General features: G+C 73.4%; 14 protein-coding genes. 12 read left to right on the top strand and 2 right to left on the bottom strand.

Features of this window, described 5'->3' with window-relative positions; all coding sequences use genetic code 11:
• Nucleotides 1-22 precede the first annotated feature (22 nt).
• Nucleotides 23-703, top strand: coding sequence for an isochorismatase family protein (locus tag HA073_RS09795; RefSeq protein ID WP_113973003.1), 681 nt, complete (start codon nucleotides 23-25; stop codon nucleotides 701-703).
• A gap of 11 nt (nucleotides 704-714) precedes the next feature.
• Nucleotides 715-1416 (top strand): SDR family NAD(P)-dependent oxidoreductase, encoded by a 702-nt coding sequence (locus HA073_RS09800; protein WP_166456207.1) that lies wholly within the window; start codon nucleotides 715-717, stop codon nucleotides 1414-1416.
• Here the strand turns inward: HA073_RS09800 and HA073_RS09805 are convergent.
• The gene (locus HA073_RS09805; RefSeq protein ID WP_166456208.1) at nucleotides 1409-2149 is read right to left on the bottom strand and encodes a DUF6081 family protein; all 741 of its coding nucleotides are present in this window, start codon (nucleotides 2147-2149) and stop codon (nucleotides 1409-1411) included. The two genes, HA073_RS09800 and HA073_RS09805, sit on opposite strands and share 8 nt — an antisense overlap.
• 195 nt (nucleotides 2150-2344) lie before the next feature.
• On the opposite strand from HA073_RS09805, the gene HA073_RS09810 reads away from it, so the two are divergent.
• The 8 genes from HA073_RS09810 (at nucleotide 2345) to HA073_RS09845 (ending at nucleotide 11786) form a co-directional block, all read left to right on the top strand.
• Nucleotides 2345-2680, top strand: coding sequence for a DUF485 domain-containing protein (locus HA073_RS09810; RefSeq protein ID WP_043323102.1), 336 nt, complete (start codon nucleotides 2345-2347; stop codon nucleotides 2678-2680).
• Nucleotides 2677-4356 carry a cation acetate symporter gene (locus HA073_RS09815; protein ID WP_051610899.1) on the top strand — a complete coding sequence of 560 codons (1680 nt, stop codon included), beginning with the start codon at nucleotides 2677-2679 and terminating at the stop codon, nucleotides 4354-4356. Before HA073_RS09810 ends, HA073_RS09815 begins: the two co-directional genes overlap by 4 nt.
• 60 nt (nucleotides 4357-4416) lie before the next feature.
• On the top strand, nucleotides 4417-6015 hold the full coding sequence (locus HA073_RS09820) for an FAD-dependent monooxygenase (protein WP_199495996.1): 1599 nt from the start codon (nucleotides 4417-4419) through the stop codon (nucleotides 6013-6015).
• Nucleotides 6016-6093: 78 nt separating this feature from the next.
• Nucleotides 6094-7335 carry a 3-deoxy-7-phosphoheptulonate synthase gene (locus tag HA073_RS09825; protein WP_113973000.1) on the top strand — a complete coding sequence of 414 codons (1242 nt, stop codon included), beginning with the start codon at nucleotides 6094-6096 and terminating at the stop codon, nucleotides 7333-7335.
• Between the two features lie 345 nt (nucleotides 7336-7680).
• Nucleotides 7681-8619: a ParB N-terminal domain-containing protein gene (locus HA073_RS09830; RefSeq protein WP_197494849.1), complete on the top strand. Its 939-nt coding sequence runs from the start codon at nucleotides 7681-7683 to the stop codon at nucleotides 8617-8619.
• Nucleotides 8620-8799: 180 nt separating this feature from the next.
• Nucleotides 8800-10281, top strand: coding sequence for a vanadium-dependent haloperoxidase (locus HA073_RS09835; RefSeq protein ID WP_199495992.1), 1482 nt, complete (start codon nucleotides 8800-8802; stop codon nucleotides 10279-10281).
• Between the two features lie 108 nt (nucleotides 10282-10389).
• Nucleotides 10390-10728 (top strand): PadR family transcriptional regulator, encoded by a 339-nt coding sequence (locus HA073_RS09840; protein WP_043323114.1) that lies wholly within the window; start codon nucleotides 10390-10392, stop codon nucleotides 10726-10728.
• Nucleotides 10725-11786, top strand: coding sequence for a DUF1700 domain-containing protein (locus tag HA073_RS09845; protein ID WP_205796694.1), 1062 nt, complete (start codon nucleotides 10725-10727; stop codon nucleotides 11784-11786). Before HA073_RS09840 ends, HA073_RS09845 begins: the two co-directional genes overlap by 4 nt.
• Here HA073_RS09845 and HA073_RS09850 read toward each other — a convergent pair.
• A complete protein-coding gene (locus HA073_RS09850; RefSeq protein WP_166456209.1) occupies nucleotides 11783-13774 on the bottom strand; it encodes an acyl-CoA dehydrogenase in 1992 nt (663 codons plus the stop codon). The two genes, HA073_RS09845 and HA073_RS09850, sit on opposite strands and share 4 nt — an antisense overlap.
• 176 nt (nucleotides 13775-13950) lie before the next feature.
• Here HA073_RS09850 and HA073_RS09855 point away from each other — a divergent pair, with 176 nt between their 5' ends.
• Together HA073_RS09855 and HA073_RS09860 are read left to right on the top strand one after the other, a co-directional pair.
• On the top strand, nucleotides 13951-15672 hold the full coding sequence (locus tag HA073_RS09855) for an ABC transporter ATP-binding protein (RefSeq protein ID WP_166456210.1): 1722 nt from the start codon (nucleotides 13951-13953) through the stop codon (nucleotides 15670-15672).
• Entirely contained in the window at nucleotides 15669-17453 is a 1785-nt protein-coding gene (locus tag HA073_RS09860; protein ID WP_166456211.1) for an ABC transporter ATP-binding protein, read from the top strand. Before HA073_RS09855 ends, HA073_RS09860 begins: the two co-directional genes overlap by 4 nt.
• Nucleotides 17454-17465: the final 12 nt, after the last annotated feature.

A 17465-nucleotide genomic window follows, 5' to 3' on the forward strand; every position in this document is an offset into this window, starting at 1 on the left:
CGGAAACCGGAGGCGAGAACCGATGGCCATGACCCCGATCGCGCCGTACCGCATGCCCGGCGACGGCGACCTGCCCGGCACCACGCTGCCGTGGCGTCCGGACCCGGACCGGGCCGCCGTGCTGGTGCACGACCTGCAGCGCTACTTCCTGCGCCCGTTCGCGGCCGGGGAGTCCCCGATGGCCGAACTGCTGCCCAACGTCGCGAAGCTGCTCGCCGCGGCGCGGGCAGCCGGCGTGCCGGTGCTGTACACCGCGCAGCCCGGCGGCATGAGCCGGCGGGACCGGGGGTTGCTGCACGACCTGTGGGGCCCCGGCATGAGCAGCGACGAGGACGACCGGGGCATCGTCGACGACGTCGCCCCGCAGCCGGGCGACACGGTGCTGACCAAGTGGCGCTACAGCGCGTTCTTCCGCAGCGACCTGGAGGAGCGACTGCGCGGCGCCCGGCGGGACCAACTCGTGGTCTGCGGCGTGTACGCGCACATGGGGTGCCTGATCACCGCCTGCGACGCGTTCAGCCGCGACATCGAGGCGTTCCTGGTGGCGGACGCGCTGGCCGACCTGTCGCGTGCGGACCACCTGATGGCGCTGCGCTACGCCGCGGACCGCTGCGCGGTGCCCTTGTGGACGGCGGACGTGCTGGACGGCCTGGCGGGCGCCGCCGGCGCGGCGCGTCCGGATCGGAGCAGCATCAAACGATGAGGAGAGCATCGATGTCGGAACGGACCCGGGTCGTGGTCGTCGGCGGCACCTCGGGGATCGGGCGGCACTTCGCCCGGTCCTGCGCCGAACGCGGAGACGACGTGGTGATCACCGGCCGTTCGGCGGCCCGGACCAAGACCGTCGCGGACGAGATCGGCGGGCGGACCCGGGGACTCGCCCTCGATCTGGCCGAGCCGGAGCGGATCGCGGACGCGCTCGCCGACGTGCCACACGTCGACCGGCTCGTGGTCGCGGCGCTCGACCGCGACCACAACACCGTCCGCGCGTACCGGCCGGGCGACGCGGCGCGGCTTCTGACCGTCAAGCTGGTCGGCTACACGGCGGTCCTGCACGCCCTCGCCCCGCGGATGACCGACGAGAGCGCTGTCGTGCTGCTCGGCGGCCTGGCCAGCCACCGGCCGTACCCCGGCTCCACCACAGTCACCACCGCCAACGGCGGGATCAGCGCGCTGGTCCGGACCCTGGCGGTGGAACTCTCGCCGATCCGGGTCAACGCCCTGCACCCGAGCATCGTCTCCGACACGCCGTTCTGGAGCGACAAGCCCGCCCCGCGGGAGGCCGCCGCGACGCGCGCGCTCACCCGGCGGCCGGTCACCATGCGGGACTGCACCGAGGCGATCGACTTCCTGCTGACGAACCGCGCGATAAACGGGATCAACCTGAACATCGACGGCGGAGACGTGCTCATCTGACGCCTGCGGCGATCCGCCACGGCCCCCACCACCCGGTCGCGCCCTGCCCGTGCTCCCGCTGCTCGCGGGAGTACCGGGCCAGGTCGCGGGCGGAGAACAGCGCCATGCCGGCGTGGAATCCGGTCACCGGCACCGGAACCCGCGCCCAGTAGGCGAGCCGGCCGTCGACGTGGAACTCCACCTCCGACGTCCGCGCCCGGTAGGTGATGGCGTAGCCGTGCGCCCGGCCCGGCTCCGTCGGCACATCCAGGACCACCCGGTGGACGTAGTGCTCGTGCGGCTGGGTCACGCCGGGCAGCGCGAGGCGCTCGACAGTCGCGTACACGGTGTCGTTCGTCGCGGCGGCGTTGAACACGACGCCGGTCTCCAGGTCGAACAGTGCCACCGTGCCGAACGCGTCCAGCAGGTCGTGCGGGATCTGCCGGTACGTCCGCACGCCCATCTCCACCTCGACGGCCAGCGTGCCCTCCGCCGGCACGGCGAAGCGTCGCACCGACCGGTACATCTGCTTGGCGTTGTTCTGCCGGGGATCGGTGTCGTGGAAGCGGGTGAACGGGTCGACGGTCAGCTCCAGCCGCCCGTCGCCGGTGCGGACGCGGGCGTTGCGGTCCTGGTACCTGTGGGTCTGCCCGTCCGCGCCGGTGATCGACATGACCGCCCAGCGGGCGGGGTCCAGCTCGCGGCCGGTGAAGTCGTCGTACGTCCACGCGCTGGTTCTCAGTGCCGACGTCATGCAGCCACCATCGGACGCCGGCCGGGCGCGGGCATCACCCGTTCACGCGGTTCGGCCGGGCCGGGCACGCCAATGCGCCGGCAGCCTCCCGGAAATCCCGTGATTAAGCCATGCCGCAGCGTGAGCGGTCGCCGAGACTGACGCCGCACGCCATCTCCGCATCGTCTGCGACGTTCTCACCAGGGGGAGAGAGCAATGGACACGGCAGCTCCGGCACCGGACGGCGGTCGTTACCTCGCCGTCCATCACAGCGCAGAGTTCAGGGAACTACGGCGACGATCGAGCACGGTCACGCTCTGGGCCAGCGTCGCCTTCTTCGGGTGGTGGTTCCTCGGCAGCCTGCTCGCCACCTACGCTCCGGACTTCTTCCGGGAGAAGGTGGCCGGCCCGGTCAACGTGGGCCTGCTCTTCGTCTTCCTGTCGTTCACCTTCGTGGTGACGCTCGCCGCCTTCTACCTGCGCTACGCCCGCACGCGGCTCGACCCGCTCAGCGAGAAGATCCGCGCCGACCTGGAAGGAGCGTCCCGATGAGCGTCGTCCTCGCCGACCCGCCACCCCCGGTCGACAACACGTGGGCGACGCCCGCGATCGCCGTCCCGGTCACCGTCGTCCTCGCGCTCGCGGTGCTCTACCTGGTCCGCTCGGCGCGCGCCAGCACCACCACCGCGGACGGCTTCCTGCTGGCCGACCGGCGGATCGGGCCGGTGCAGAACGCGCTGGCGGTGGCCTCCGCGCCGCTGATGTACTCGACGATGTACATCATCACCGGCCACATCGCGCTCAGCGGCTACGACGCCATCCTGCTGATGACCGCCTTCACGATGGGCACCATGCTCGCGCTGTTCCTCTTCGCCGGGCCGGTGCGCAACGTCGGCGGCTACACGCTCGGCGACCTGCTCGCGGTGCGCGTCCGGGAACGGCCGGCGCGGATGGCCTCGGCGGTGCTCACACTGCTGACGTACGTCATGCTGACCGTGATCATGATGGCCGCCATCGCGTTCATCTTCAACCGCTGGTTCGGCGTCGACGCGCTCGTCGGCCTGGTCCTCCCGGTCTTCGTGGTCGGCCTGGTCACCGTCGGGTACGTGTACCTCGGCGGGATGCTCGGGGTCACCCGCATCCTGGTGTTCAAGCTGGTGCTGTCGGTGGTCGTGGTGGGCGTGCTGACCGCCTGGGTGCTGGCCCGCTTCGACCTGAACCTGTTCAGCCTGCTGGAGCGGGCCGAGGCCAACGCGGCGCCGGTGCCCAGCGGCAGCGACCTGCTCGGCCCGGGCCGGCTGTTCGGCGAGGGCGCGACCACGCTCGTGCACCTGTCGAAGCTGTTCGCCATCGCGGTCGGGGTGGCGGCGATCCCGTTCCTGTTCATGCGCAACTTCGCGGTGACCAGCGGGCGGGACGCGCGCCGGTCGACCGGGTGGGCGTCGATGATCATCGTCGGGTTCTACCTGTGCCTGTCCGTGGTCGGGCTGGGCGCGGTCGCGATCCTCGGCCGGGACAACATCGGCGTCATCAAGGCCCACCGCGACATCAGCTTCCCCAAGCTCGCCGACGAGCTGGGCGGGCCGGTGATGGTCGGCTCCCTCGCCGGCGTCGCGGTCCTGACGATCGTCGGGGTCTTCGCGCCGCTGCTGCACAGCGCGGTGACGACGGTGACGAAGGACCTGAACGTGCTGCGGGGCCGCCGGCTGGACCCGGCCGCCGAGCTGAAGGACATCAAGCGCAACACCCTGATCATCGGCGTCGGCTCCGTCCTGCTGGCGGTCGCGATGCTGCCGGTACGGACCCACATCTTCATCCCGACCTCGATCGACGTGGCCGGCGCGGTGGTCCTGCCGATCGTCGTCTACGCGCTGTTCTGGCGCCGATTCAACACCCGCGGCCTGCAGTGGACGGTCTACGGCGGCCTCGCGCTCACCGCGTTCCTGGTGCTGTTCTCCAACGGCGTCTCGGGCGAGCCGGACGCCATCTTCCCGGACCGCAACTTCAAGTTCGTGGACGTCGAGCCCGCGCTGATCACGGTGCCGGTCGGCTTCCTGCTCGGCTACCTCGGCTCGCTCACCAGCCGCGAGCGCGACGACGCCGCCTTCGCCGAGATGCAGGTCCGGTCCCTCACCGGCGCGGTGGCCACGGGACCGGCGCGGCCGGCCGCCGTCGACGACGAGGACCGCGACGGCCGCCAGGACCGGGCGCCCAGCCCGGTGAGCTGACCATCCGCCACGGTGTGGGGCGGCCCCCTCCGCCGTCCCACACCCCCTCGGGAGGCAACTGTGGATCCGGTACCGGTTCTGGTCGTGGGCGCGGGCCCGGTCGGCATGGTCACCGCGCTGGCGCTCGCCCGTCACGGCGTCGCCTGCGTCCTCGTCGACCAGGGCTTCGAGACGTCCGTCCATCCCAAGCTGGACTACGTCAACGCCCGCAGCATGGAGTTCTTCCGGCAGTTCGGCCTCGCCGACGACGTGCGTGCCGCCGGGGTCGCGCCCGAGCACCGGTCCGACGTGATCTGGTCGACCGGCCTCGCCGGTGAGCCGATCACCAGGTGGGGCCTGCCCTCGGTCACCGAGGAGTGGCGCCGCATCGCCGAGCACAACGACGGCACCCAGCCGGCCGAGCCGGGCCAGCGGATCTCCCAGATCGACCTGGAGCCGGTCCTGCGGGCGCGCTGCCGGCGGGAACCGCTCGTCGACCTGCGCCTCGGCGTACGGTTCGACTCGCTGACCCAGGACGACGCGGGGGTCACCAGCGTGCTGGCCGACGACACCGGCGGCGAGGTCCGGCTGCGGTCGCGGTACGTCGTCGGGTGCGACGGCGCGTCGAGCCGGGTCCGCCGGGCCGTGGGCATCGGCGAGGAGGGCTTCGACGTGCCCGGCCTGCCGGGCGCGTTCATGGTGCACTTCACCAGCCGGGACCTGGACAGCCTGCACCGGCACGGCCGGTTCTGGCACTACTTCGCGTTCCGGTACGTGATCATCGCGCAGGACGAGGTGGACACCTGGACCGCGCACGTCAACGGGATCGACCCGAACGAGTTCGACGAGCCGCCGGCCGACCCGGAGGCGTTCCTGCTCGACACGATCCGCACCGAGCTGCGGATCGACAAGGTGCTGCTCACCTCGCGCTGGCGTCCCGGCTTCATGCTCGCCGACCGGTACCGCGCCGGCCGGGTGCTCCTCGCCGGGGACTCGGCGCACCGGATGTTCCCCACCGGCGCGTACGGCATGAACACCGGCATCGGTGACGCCGTGGACGTGGCCTGGAAGCTCGCCGCGGTGCTCCGGGGCTTCGGCGGCCCCGCGCTGCTCGACAGCTACGACGCCGAACGCCGCCCGGTGGGGCGGCGCAACATGCACACCTCGCACCGGCACCTGGGCGTGCACCTGCGGGCGGGGGAACTGCTGCGCGACGGCGCCCCGCTGCCGTCCGTCGCGGCCTTCCTCGACGCCGAGCGGGGCGAGAACGAGTACCGGGGCATCGAGCTGGGCTACCGCTATGCCGGCTCGCCGGTGCTCCGGCCGGAGGGCCCGGCCGAACCCCCGGACGACCCGCGGGCGTACACCCCGACGACCTGGCCCGGCGCCCGCCCGCCCAGCCTCCTGCTCAGTGGCGGGCAGCAGATCTTCGACCGGTTCGACCCGGCCTCGTTCACCCTCGTGGACTTCACCGGCGACGGCGCCGCCGATCCGCTGCTGGCGGCGGCGGCCGCGCGGGGCCTGCCGGTCACCCACACCGTGGTGACCGACGCCCGGGCCCGCGAGCTGTGGGAACGCGACCTCGTCCTGCTGCGGCCGGACCACCACGTCGCCTGGCGGGGCAACACCGCGCCGCCGGACCCCGACGCCGTGGTCCAGCGCGTACGGGGTGGCGGATAGGCGCGACGTGCCGTCACCGGCGGCCGGGTCACGCGCACACGCGACCGGCGGTCCGGCTGACTCTCGACTGGAGGACAGATGCAGCAATCCGGTTCAACGGCGGAACGCAGCCCACTCGGGCCGTGGGAGGGCAAGCCGGCGGTCCAGCAACCGGACTGGCAGGACCACCCGGCGTACGCCCAGACCTGTGCGGCGTTGGCGGCGGCCCCGCCGCTGGTCCCGCCCGGGGAGGTACGGCGGCTCCGGCAGGCGTTGTCGGAGCTGGCGTCGGCCGGCGGGCTCCTGCTGCAGTTGGGCGACTGCGCCGAGAGCCTCTACGAGTGCACCCCCCGGCACACCTCGGACAAGATCGAGGTCATCGACCGGCTGGGGGACCGGCTCAGTGAGCTCACCGGGCGCAACGTGCTGCGGGTGGGCCGGATGGCCGGGCAGTTCGCCAAGCCCCGGTCGCAGGCGACGGAGTGGCACGACGCGCTGAGTATCCCCTCCTTCCGCGGCCACATGATCAATTCCGAGCTGGCCGCGCCCGGTACGCGCAAGGCCGACCCGCGCCGCATGTGGTGGGCGTACGAGGCGAGCGACCGGGTGCAGCGGGTGCTGCGCGCCCACCGGGAGGGGGCCGGGCGGGCCGCGCGGACCGAGGGACCCTGGTCGAGCCACGAGGCCCTCGTTGTCGACTACGAGTCCCGGCTGATCCGCCGGGACCCGGACACGGGTGAGCGCTACCTGGCGTCGACCCACCTGCCGTGGGTGGGGGAGCGGACCCGCCGCTCCGCCGAGGCGCACGTGGCCATGCTGTCCACTGTGGCGAACCCGGTCGGCTGCAAGATCGGGCCGGACGCCGACCCGGAGGAGGTCCTGCGGGTGTGCGAGGCGCTCGACCCGCGGCGCGAGCCCGGCCGTCTCGTCCTGATCCCGCGGATGGGCCGGGACCGGATCCGGGAGGCCCTGCCGCCGATCGTCCGCGCGGTGGTGAACGCGGGCCACCCGGTGCTCTGGCTGAGCGACCCCATGCACGGCAACACCGTCAAGGCCTCGGTCGGCCTGAAGACGCGGCACCTCTCCGACGTGGTCACCGAGGCGCTGCGGTTCCGCGACATCCTCGACCGGCAGCGGCAGCACGCCGCCGGGCTGCACGTCGAGGTCGCCGCCGCCGACGTGACCGAGTGCGTCGGCGGGTCCGTGGCCGGCGAGGACGACCTGGCGCGTCACTACACCTCGCTGTGCGACCCCCGGCTCAACCCGGGGCAGGCCACCGAGTTGATCGAAGCGTGGGCCAAGGACACCGCGACGGTCGGCCCGGCGCCGAGGCGGCCCTGAGGTGCCGACCGTTTTCGAACTGCGGGAAAATTGACAGACGGAGACCTGCCGGAGCAAATTCGGCCAGGCTAGCCGCGCCGCAGTTCGTCGTCCACTACCTGCGTGGGTAGTGTCTACTACCCGTGCCGGGACCGTCAGTGGTGTTGCCCAGCAGGAATCCCATCGCAATGATGTGTGGGAAGGTGTAATCCTTCGATCGGTGACGCGCGCACCTCATCTTATCCGCACGGAATCCTGTCTCGGCTGAAGCGAGTGTTTCCAATGTGGGGCAACTCAAACACGCTGGAAGTGAAGGGCAACGACGAGAGATTTCCCCTGCCGGACGCAGCTACGGAGGATCGGTCTGTGCTTGGCGAGACGGTTCCGGTTTCCGCGCTGCTGCCCGGCGACTCCCCGCGACTGGCGGGAGAGAACGTCGAGCACATCCGGCTGCTGGCCGCGATGCACGACCTCCCCCCGATCCTCGTGCAGCGCGGCACGATGCGGGTGATCGACGGCATGCACCGGCTGCGGGCCGCCAAGCTGCGCGGCGACGAGACCGTACGGGTGACGTTCTTCGACGGCGACGACGCCGCGGCGTTCCTGCTCTCGGTCGACGCCAACATCAAACACGGGCTGCCGCTGTCCCGCGCCGACCGGGAGGCCGCCGCCACCCGCATCCTGCGGTTGTATCCGCAGTGGTCGGACCGCGCCGTCGCCGCGGCCGCCGGGCTGTCCCCGACCACGGTCAGCGGCATCCGGCGCCGCCTGCTGCAACCGGCGGCGCGGGAGGGCAGCCGGGTGGGACGGGACGGCCGGGTCCGCCCGCTGGACGGCTCGGCGGGCCGCCGTCGGGCCAGCGCGGTCATCGCGCTCCGGCCGGACGCGCCCCTGCGTGCCATCGCGAAGGAGGCCGGGGTGTCGGTGGGCACGGCGCGGGACGTGCGCGCCCGGCTGCAGGCGGGCCGGGACCCGGTCCTGACCCCGCAGCGGCCGGCGGCCGAGCCCGAGCCGGCCGCCGACGACGGGTCGGAGGCGCGCAGGCGCCGGCCGGGTCAGGCCCCGGCGCCGCCCGTCGACTGGCCGGCGGTACGGGGCAACCTGATCCGCGACCCCGCGGTGAAGTACGCCGAGGTGGGCCGGGCCTTCGTCCGGTGGGCCGACGGGCACGTGGTCGACCCGGCCGCCTGGCGCGAGTTCGTCGACGCCGTGCCGCCGTACTGGCGCACATCGGTGGCCGAGCTGGCCCGCTCGTGCGCCGCCGCCTGGCTGGCGTTCGCCCAGGAACTGGAGGACCGGGCGTGAAAACGGCGGTCCGCATATTTGCGGCGGTTGTCGACGGCGCGTCGAATTCCGTTGCCGTCGCCACTACCCGATCGAGTAGTGGACCGGCGTGAATAACGCGCGTTAATGTTCCTTCGATCCGCTGCCCTCATTTTCGGTGAGCACATTTGTGCGGCGGTCCAATGGAGAGGAGAATTCCCGGTGAAGATTCTGAGGCGGCCGCGGAAACGGCATCTCGGGGGTGCCGCGGCCGTCGCCGCGGCGATCGCCCTGGTGGTGTCGCTGACAAACGGTGTGTCGGCGGCCCCGCAGGCAGCGACCTTCGACCTCGACCACGGGAACGCCCTGACCGACGTCATCTACCCGGCCCTCAACACCGAGCCGCGGGTCGAGTACAGCGGCCGGCCCGGGTCCTGGGCCGCGGACCGGGCCATGCTCATCGAACTGCCGTGGTTCGACGCCCTGGCGGCGTACCACCCCACCGCGGTCGGCATCTTCTCCACCATCGGCCGCCGTCCCGCCGAGGAGCACACGACGCGCAACAAGAACATCGCCGTCATCTACTCGGCCTACACCTCGCTCAGCAAGCTCTACCCGCAGCACGAGGCGACCTGGCAGCGGATGATGGCCACCGCGGGCCTGGACCCGGCGGTCACCGCGGAGGACCGCACCACCGCCAGCGGCATCGGCATCCTCGCCGCGAAGAACGCGATGGCGGCGCGCCGCAACGACGGTACGAACCGGGACGGCGACGCGGGCGGCCGCCGCTACAACCGCGAGCCGTACGCCGACCACACCGGCTACCGGCCGGTCAACAGCCCGTACGAGCTGCGCTTCCCGTCGCGCTGGCAGCCGAACACCATCTCCAAGCGCGAGGTCGTCAACACGCAGGAGTTCGCGACGCCCCAGTTCGGCCGGGTCAAGCCGATCACCTTCGACCGGCCCGAGCAGTTCCGGCTCACCCCGCCGGCGAACCACCACCTGCTGAACCCGAAGGGCTACCGCAAGCAGGCCGACGAGGTGCTGCGCGCCTCGGCCGGCCTGGACGACCGCAAGAAGATGAGCGCGGAGATCTTCAGCGACAACATCACGCCGTACGGCGCCATCGCGCACACGCTGCTGCGGGGCCGGTACAACACCGAGGACTCCGTCCGGTTCATCGTGATGACGGACGTCGCCGGGTTCGACGTGGCGATCGCCTCCTGGTACTACATGCGCAAGTACGACTCGGTGCAGCCGTTCAGCGCGATCCGCCACCTGTACCCGAACAAGAAGCTGACCGCGTGGGGCGGCCCGGGCCGGGGCACCGTCAACGACATCACCGGCACCCAATGGCGTAGCTACCTCAGCTCGGTCGCCATCGCCGCTCCGGAGTACCCGTCGGTAAACGCGGCGGTCTGCGTCGCGTACGCCCAGGTCGCTCGCCGGTTCACCGGCACCGACAAGCTGACCGTGGTGATCCCGGTGCGCAAGGGCTCCTCGATCGTGGAGCCGGGCGTGACCCCGGCCGCCGACATGATGCTGACCTGGAACAGCTACTCGGAGTGGGCCGCCGAGTGCGGGCAGAGCCGGGTCTGGGGCGGCGAGAACTTCCCCGCCTCGGTCGCGGCCGTCGACCAGTACGCGCCGCAGCTCGGTGACCGTGCCTTCGACTTCGTCCAGCGCAAGCTGAACGGGCGCTGATCCCCGCTGTGCCGGTCCGCGCTGCCGGCCATGCCCTCGGGCGTGGCCGGCAGCGCGCGTTCCGACCCCCTCACCACATGTCTTGCATAGCAAGGTATCTTGCGAGGCATGGACGGGGCACGTGAGCGGATCACCACGAACATCCGCAAGGGCGTGCTGGAGTACTGCGTGCTCGCGCTGCTCTCGCGACGCGACATGTACGGCCTGGAACTGGCCGACTGGCTCGCCGTGCGTGGCCTGACCGCCAGCGAGGGCAGCCTGTATCCGCTGCTCGCCCGCATGCGGCAGGCCGGCACCGTGCAGACCCGGTGGGTGGCCCCCGAGCAGGGGCACGCCCGGCGGTACTACGCGATCACCGACCAGGGGCGGGCGCACCTGCGGGTGTTCGCGACGGTGTGGCGGGAGATCCAGCCGCACGTGGACGAGTTGATGGGGGAGGAAGGATGAGCGACGACGGCCTCCCGGAGGCGGCGTGGGCCTACCTGCGGGCGCTGGACGCGGAGTTGTCGGACGTCCCGTCCGGCACGGCGGAGGAGATCGTCGCGGATGTCCGCGCGCATATCGCCGACGCCCTCGACAGCGGGCGGAGCGCCGACGAGGTCCTCGCCGGCCTGGGTGCCGCGCCGGACGTGGCCCGGCAGGCGCGGGAGGAGCTGGGGCTACCGGACCAGGACCGCCCGGAGCGGGTCGGCCGGACGCTGTCCCTGGTCGCGTCGGCGGTCGGCGTGCTGATCGCCGTGTGCGTGAGCTTCCTGCTGCCGTCCACAGTGCCGGTCGAGCCGATCCAGGCCGACGCCGGCGAGCAGGGCGTCCTCGGCCGGCTCGGTCCGGGAATCGCGCTGCTCACGCTGCTGCCGGCGCTCGTCGCGGCCGCGCCGCTCGTGGCGCCCGCCCGGGTACGCGCCGGGTCGCGGCTCGCCGGCGCGATCGCGCTGACCATGTTCGCCTGCGCGGCCGGCGAGACGGGCCTGTACTACTTCCCGCTCGCGCTGGTGGCCTGGGCGGCGGCGTTCGTGCCGTGGGCCGTGCGGCGAGGCGCCGGGGGACGGTGGTGGCACGTCCTGGCCGGTGGGATCGTGGCGATGCCCGGCGTGCTCGTGGCGGTCGCGTCGGCCGGCGGCTCGGTCGGTGTCGGCTGGGTGGGCGCGGCGCTGTGGATCGCCGGGCCGGTCGCGGCCGGTGCGCTGTGCGCCTACGGATTCCGGGCCGGGTACGCGGTGACCGCGCTGGCCGGCGCGCTGGTCATGATCCTCGCGATGGCCGAGCGCGGCTTCCTGTTCGCCGCCTTCTGGCTGTTCGGCGGCCTGTACCTGGCGCTCGGCGCCGCCGGGTACGCGGCGGCGCGGCCGGCCGACGGCGACCCCGCCACCGCGCGGGCGGCCGACGGTGACCCCACCTCACCGCCCGTCGACGGCGACCCCGCCGGGGCGCCCGGCGCACCGGCCCGGCCGCGACCTGAGCCGGCCACGGAGGCGGACCCGGAGGCCGCGGCGCCGGCCGGCTAGGCCGGCACGGCCTGCTGATCCGCGGCGGCGTCGTGCGCGGCCATCGCCTCCTGGCGTCCGGGCTCCTCGCGCAGGATCGCGGCGTGCAGCCAGGCGTCCGGGATGGCGAACCCGTCCACGAGCGTGCGCATGTACGGGCGCAGCTCCTTGAGTAGCCCGTTCACCACGCTGGTGATCGTCTTCGAGCGGGCCGGGGTGAGCCGGCCGTGCTCCAGCAGCCAGCCCTTGTTCGCCTCGATCACGGTGAGCGCGTACAGGTCGCAGACCCGGGACAGCAGCTCCTTGACCGCCGGGTCGGCGGTGGCGTCGATCCCGGCGACGAACGCCTCCAGCGTCACCCGGTCGATGTGCGCGGCGGCGACGGCGAGGACGTGGTCCTGGACGTCGTTGAAGATGTCGAAGGGCCGGTCCTTCTTGGTCGACGCGCCACCGCGCAGGCGGCGCACCGCGCTGTCGAGCAGGTGCTCCTCGCGGTCCTCGAAGAGCTTGAGCTGCCAGCCCCGGTCGGTGACCGCGACCTCGTCGTCGCGGCCCGGCACCGCGCTGACCAGACGTGCGATCAGCGCCCGGGCGGCGGTGCGCTCCAGCACCATCTCGCGTACCTGCTCGGCGACGAAGGAGGCGCGTCCCCAGCCGTCGAGCGAGCCGAACTCGTCCCGGTAACCGGTCAGCAACCCCTTGGCGACCAGTTGCAGCAGCACCGTGTTGTCGCCCTCGAACGTGGTGAAGACATCGGTGTCGGCCTTGAGGCTGGGCAGGCGGTTCTCCGACAGGTAGCCGGCGCCGCCACACGCCTCCCGGCACATCTGGATGGTGCGGGTGGCGTGCCAGGTCTGCGCCGCCTTCAGCCCGGCGGCCCGGGACTCCAGCTCCCGCTGCCGGTGTTCGTCGACCGGCCCGTCGCCGCCCTGGATCTCGTCCAGCGCCGCGACCAGCTCCGCCTGGGCGAAGGTCAGCGCGTACGTGGTGGCCAGCGCGGGCAGCAGCTTGCGCTGGTGCGCCAGGTAGTCGTTGAGCAGCACCTCGCGCTCGCCGTCGGCGTCGCTGAACTGCCGGCGGATGTCGCCGTAGCGCACCGCGATGGCCAGCGCCGACTTGGTGGCCGCCGACGCCGCGCCGCCCACGCTCACCCGGCCCCGGACCAGGGTGCCCAGCATGGTGAAGAAGCGCCGGGAGTCGTTCTCGATCGGGCTGGAGTACGTGCCGTCCTCGGCGACCTGCGCGTACCGGTCCAGCAGCATGTCCCGCGGCACCCGCACGTGGTCGAAGCTGAGCCGCCCGTTGTCCACGCCGAGCAGGCCGGCCTTGGGTCCGGCGTCGCCGATGGTCACGCCGGGCATCGGCCGGCCGTGCTCGTCGCGGATCGGCACCAGCCAGGCGTGCACGCCGTGCCGGCGCCCGCCGGTGACGAGCTGGGCGAAGACCACAGCCATCCGCCCGTCCCGGGCCGCGTTGCCGATGTAGTCCTTGCGCGCCGCCTCGTGCGGCGTGTGCAGGTCGAAGGTCTGGGTCTGCGGGTCGTACACGCAGGTGGTGCGCAGTTGCTGCACGTCCGAGCCGTGGCCGGTCTCGGTCATCGCGAAGCAGCCGAAGAGCCGGCCCGCGACGATGTCGGGCAGGTAGGCGTCGTGGTGCCGCTTCGTGCCGAGCGCGGCGACCGCGCCGCCGAACAGGCCCCACTGGACGCCGGCCTTCACCATCAGTGACAGGTCCACCTGGGCCAGCATCTCGGTGGCGACGATCGAGGCGCCCACGTCGCCGCGGCCGCCGTACTCGACGGGGAAGCCCGAGGCGATGCCCAGTTCGACAGGGAGTTCGGACAGTAGCCGGGTGATGCGCTCGCGAGCCTGGTCACCGGTCTCGCCGTACACCGGGAGGAAGCGTTCGTCGAGGTGTTCGCGGTGCGCCCGGCGGACGTCGGCCCACCGGCCGTCAAGCGTTTCCCGCAGGCGTGCGATGTCGATGCGGCCGGCTGCGTGATCGAACATTGTCACTCCTCGGTGCAGTGGACATTTGCGTACACTCTCGGCCTGATCAACATTACCGGCGGTGATCGCGCGCCGCTGGCGGAGCGCGTGGTGAGCCCGGCCACCCCCCGGCGGTTCGGCTGCCCGCGAAGCTGAGGTTAGGCTGTCCTCACTTCAAGCACTGGAGGCATCCCCTCGTGTCCCCGCTTCCCCCCGGCAGCGCCGTCACCGCCCGGCACGTGCTCCGCCAGGCGCTGCGCCGCCAGCGCCGCCCGGTGCTGATCGGCGTGACCCTGCTCGGGCTGCACCAGGTCACCGAGGCGCTCGTGCCGGTGGCGATCGGCGTCATCATCGACCGGGCCGTGGTGACCGGCGACCCGTGGGCGCTCGCGTACTCCGTCGCCGGCCTCGCCGCCCTGTTCACCGTGCTGGCGTTCGCCTACCGCAACGGCGCCCGCCAGGCGTTCGCGGCCGTGGAGCGGGAGGCGCACCTGCTACGGGTGGAACTGGCCGAGCGCGCGCTCGACCCGCGCGGGCACCGCTCCGGCCTACGCGACGGCGAACTGCTCTCGGTCGCCGCCTCCGACGCCGAACTCTCCGCGTACGTGGTCCGGGTGGCCGGCTTCGGCGTCGCCGCGGTGAGCGCGCTGACCGTCGCGGCCGTCGCGCTGCTGGTCATCGACGTCCCGCTCGGACTCGGCGTGCTCATCGGCGTACCGGTGCTGGTCCTGGCGCTGCAACGGATGGCACCGCTGCTGTCCCGGCGCAGCGCCTCCCAGCAGGAGGCCCTCGCCGAGACCACGGCGCTCGCCGTCGACCTCGTCTCCGGCCTGCGTGTGCTGCGCGGCATCGGCGCCCAGCACCACGCCGCCGGCCGGTACGCCGCCGCCAGCCGGCGCGCCCTCGCCGTGACGCTGCGCGCCGCCAACACCAAGGGCCTGCACCTCGGGCTCACCACCGCCGCGAACGGCCTCTTCCTCGCCGCTGTCGCCGGTGCCGCCGGCTGGCTCGCCCTGCGTGGCCGGCTCACCATCGGTGAACTGGTGACAGTGGTCGGGCTCGCGCAGTTCGTCGCCGAGCCGGTGCAGACGCTGGGCTACTGCGTGCAGTTGTTCGCGATGGCCCGCGCCTCCGCGGCCCGGGTCGCGCGCGTGCTCGGCGCCGAGCCGCTGACCCGGCCGGGCGCCGCGTCCCGGCCGGACCGTACGGACGGGCCGCGGCTCGTCCTCGACCACGTCGGGCACGCCGCGCTGGACGGGGTGTGCCTGCGGGTCGACCCGGGGGAGATCGTCGGCGTGCTGGCGTACGACCCGGCCGACGCGGACGCGCTGGTCGCATTGCTGTCCGGACGGGTGCCCGCGGACCGGCGCCGGGGCGCGGTACGCGTCGACGGCGTACCCGCCGACGACCTGGACATCGACGCGATGCGCGGCGCCGTGCTGGTCGAGCCGCACGACGTGACGCTGTTCGAGGGAACCGTGGCCGCCAACCTCGCCGCCGGCCGCAGCACCGACGAGGGATGCCTGCGCGCCGCGGTCCGGGCGGCCGCGGCGGACGACGTGGTGGACGCGCACCCCGGCGGCCTCGGCCACCGGCTCGTCGAGCGCGGCGCCAACCTCTCCGGCGGCCAGCGCCAGCGGCTCGGGCTGGCGCGGGCGTTGCACGCCGACCCGCCGGTGCTCGTGCTGCACGACCCCACGACCGCAGTGGACGCCGCCACCGAGGCCCAACTCGCCGACGGACTGGCCGGCGCGCGCCGCGACGCGCCCCGGGGCACGCTGCTGGTCACCAGCAGCCCCGCCCTGCTGCGGATCACCGACCGGGTGGTGGTGATCGCCGACGGCCGGGTGACCGCCGAAGGGACGCACGAGCACCTGCTGGCCACCGACGCCCGCTACCGCGAGGAGACACTGCGGTGACCGCTGACCCGCGTACCGCCGAACCCGGCCGGGCGTTGCTGCCCACCGCGACCGCCCGGCGGACCTGGACGACGCTCGGCGCGGAGTTCCGGCGGCGGCCCGGCCTCAGCGCCGCCGCGACCGCCGTGCTCGTCGCCGCCGCCACCGGCGGGCTGGTCGCGCCCTGGGTGCTCGGCCGCCTCGTCGACGACGTCATCGCCGATGCCCCGGTCTCCCGGATCGCCGGCCGGGTCGCGGTGATCGCCGGCGCGGCAGTGCTCACCGGGCTGCTCACCGCCGCCGGGGCCGCGCTCGCGTCCCGCCTGGGCGAGACCGTGCTAGCCCGGCTGCGCGAGCGGGTGCTCGACCGGGCGCTGCACCTGCCCTCGGCGACGCTGGAACGGGCCGGCACCGGTGACCTGCTGGCCCGGGTCGGCGACGACGTGGCGGTGGTGACGAACGTGATCGCGGTCAGCGGTCCGGCGTTCGTCGGCGCGCTGCTGTCCGTGGTGCTGACCGTGTTCGGGCTGGTCGCGCTCGACTGGCGGCTCGGCCTCGCCGGGCTGGTGGCAGCGCCCGCGTACGCGCTGGCGCTGCGCTGGTACCTGCGCCGGTCCGCGCCGTACTACGCCCGCGAGCGCGTCGCCACCGGCGAGCGGACACAGGCCATGGCCGGCGCGCTGCGCGGCGCGGCGACAGTGCGCGCGTACCGGACCGAGGACGCGCACGTCGCGGCGATCGCCGAGCGTTCCGGCGTGGCGCGCGACCTGTCGCTGGAGATCTTCAACCTGCACACCCGCTTCGGGCTGCGGATCAACAGGTCGGAGTTCCTCGGCCTGGCCGCGGTGCTCGTCGCCGGGTTCTTCCTGGTCCGCGGCGACCTGGTCACGGTGGGCGCGGCGACCACCGCCGCGCTCTACTTCCACCGGCTGTTCAACCCGATCGGCCTGCTGCTGATGGAGTCCGACTCGGTGCTGCAGGCCGGCGCGAGCCTCGCCCGGCTGGTCGGCGTGGCCACGCTGCCCGACACCGCCCCGTCCGCGCCGTCGGCGGCCGGGCGGCGCGGCCCGGCGGCGCTGGACGTCACGGTCCGCCGGCACCGCTACGACGACGACGGCCCCCTGGTCCTGGCCGACGTCGAGCTGCGCCTGGCCCCGGGTGAGCGGGTCGCGCTCGTGGGTGCCAGCGGCGCGGGCAAGAGCACGCTCGCCGGCATCGCCGCCGGGATCATCGCGCCCACCGACGGGTCGGTACGCCTGGGCGGCGTGCCGCTGACCGAGCGGGGCGAGCACGCCGTGCGGCGCGACGTCGCGCTGGTCAGCCAGGAGGTGCACGTCTTCGCCGGGCCGCTCGCCGAGGACCTGCGCCTGGCCGCCCCGGACGCCACCGACGCCGAACTGCTCGACGCGCTGGACCGGGTCGGCGCCACCACCTGGCTGCGCGCGCTGCCGGACGGGCTGGCCACGGCGGTCGGCGAGGGCGGCCACCGGCTCACCGCCGCGCAGGCCCAGCAGGTCGCCCTGGCCCGGCTGGTGCTGGCCGCGCCCGCCGTCGCCGTGCTGGACGAGGCGACCGCCGAGGCCGGCAGCGCCGGAGCGCGTGACCTGGACCGGGCGGCGCTGGCCGCCACCGAGGGACGGACCACGCTGATCGTGGCGCACCGGCTCAGCCAGGCGGTCGCCGCCGACCGGATCGTCCTGCTCGACCACGGGCGGATCGTGGAGCAGGGCACGCACTCGGAACTGCTCGCCGCCGACGGCCGGTACGGGCGTCTGTGGCGCTCCTGGAGCGTCCCGGTATGACCGCGCACCGCC

It is taken from the genome of Micromonospora sp. CMU55-4 (assembly GCF_011602315.1).
GTDB lineage: Bacteria > Actinomycetota > Actinomycetes > Mycobacteriales > Micromonosporaceae > Micromonospora > Micromonospora chalcea.

What these genes read in the sequence shown, in the direction of transcription:
- HA073_RS09845 (WP_205796694.1), top strand. Translation starts at nt 10,725, where the DNA reads ATGAGCGACGACGGCCTCCCGGAGGCGGCGTGGGCCTACCTGCGGGCG.
- HA073_RS09795 (WP_113973003.1), top strand. Translation starts at nt 23, where the DNA reads ATGGCCATGACCCCGATCGCGCCGTACCGCATGCCCGGCGACGGCGAC.
- HA073_RS09805 (WP_166456208.1), bottom strand. Translation starts at nt 2,149, where the DNA reads ATGACGTCGGCACTGAGAACCAGCGCGTGGACGTACGACGACTTCACC.
- HA073_RS09815 (WP_051610899.1), top strand. Translation starts at nt 2,677, where the DNA reads ATGAGCGTCGTCCTCGCCGACCCGCCACCCCCGGTCGACAACACGTGG.
- HA073_RS09800 (WP_166456207.1), top strand. Translation starts at nt 715, where the DNA reads ATGTCGGAACGGACCCGGGTCGTGGTCGTCGGCGGCACCTCGGGGATC.
- HA073_RS09825 (WP_113973000.1), top strand. Translation starts at nt 6,094, where the DNA reads ATGCAGCAATCCGGTTCAACGGCGGAACGCAGCCCACTCGGGCCGTGG.
- HA073_RS09840 (WP_043323114.1), top strand. Translation starts at nt 10,390, where the DNA reads ATGGACGGGGCACGTGAGCGGATCACCACGAACATCCGCAAGGGCGTG.
- HA073_RS09850 (WP_166456209.1), bottom strand. Translation starts at nt 13,774, where the DNA reads ATGTTCGATCACGCAGCCGGCCGCATCGACATCGCACGCCTGCGGGAA.
- HA073_RS09810 (WP_043323102.1), top strand. Translation starts at nt 2,345, where the DNA reads ATGGACACGGCAGCTCCGGCACCGGACGGCGGTCGTTACCTCGCCGTC.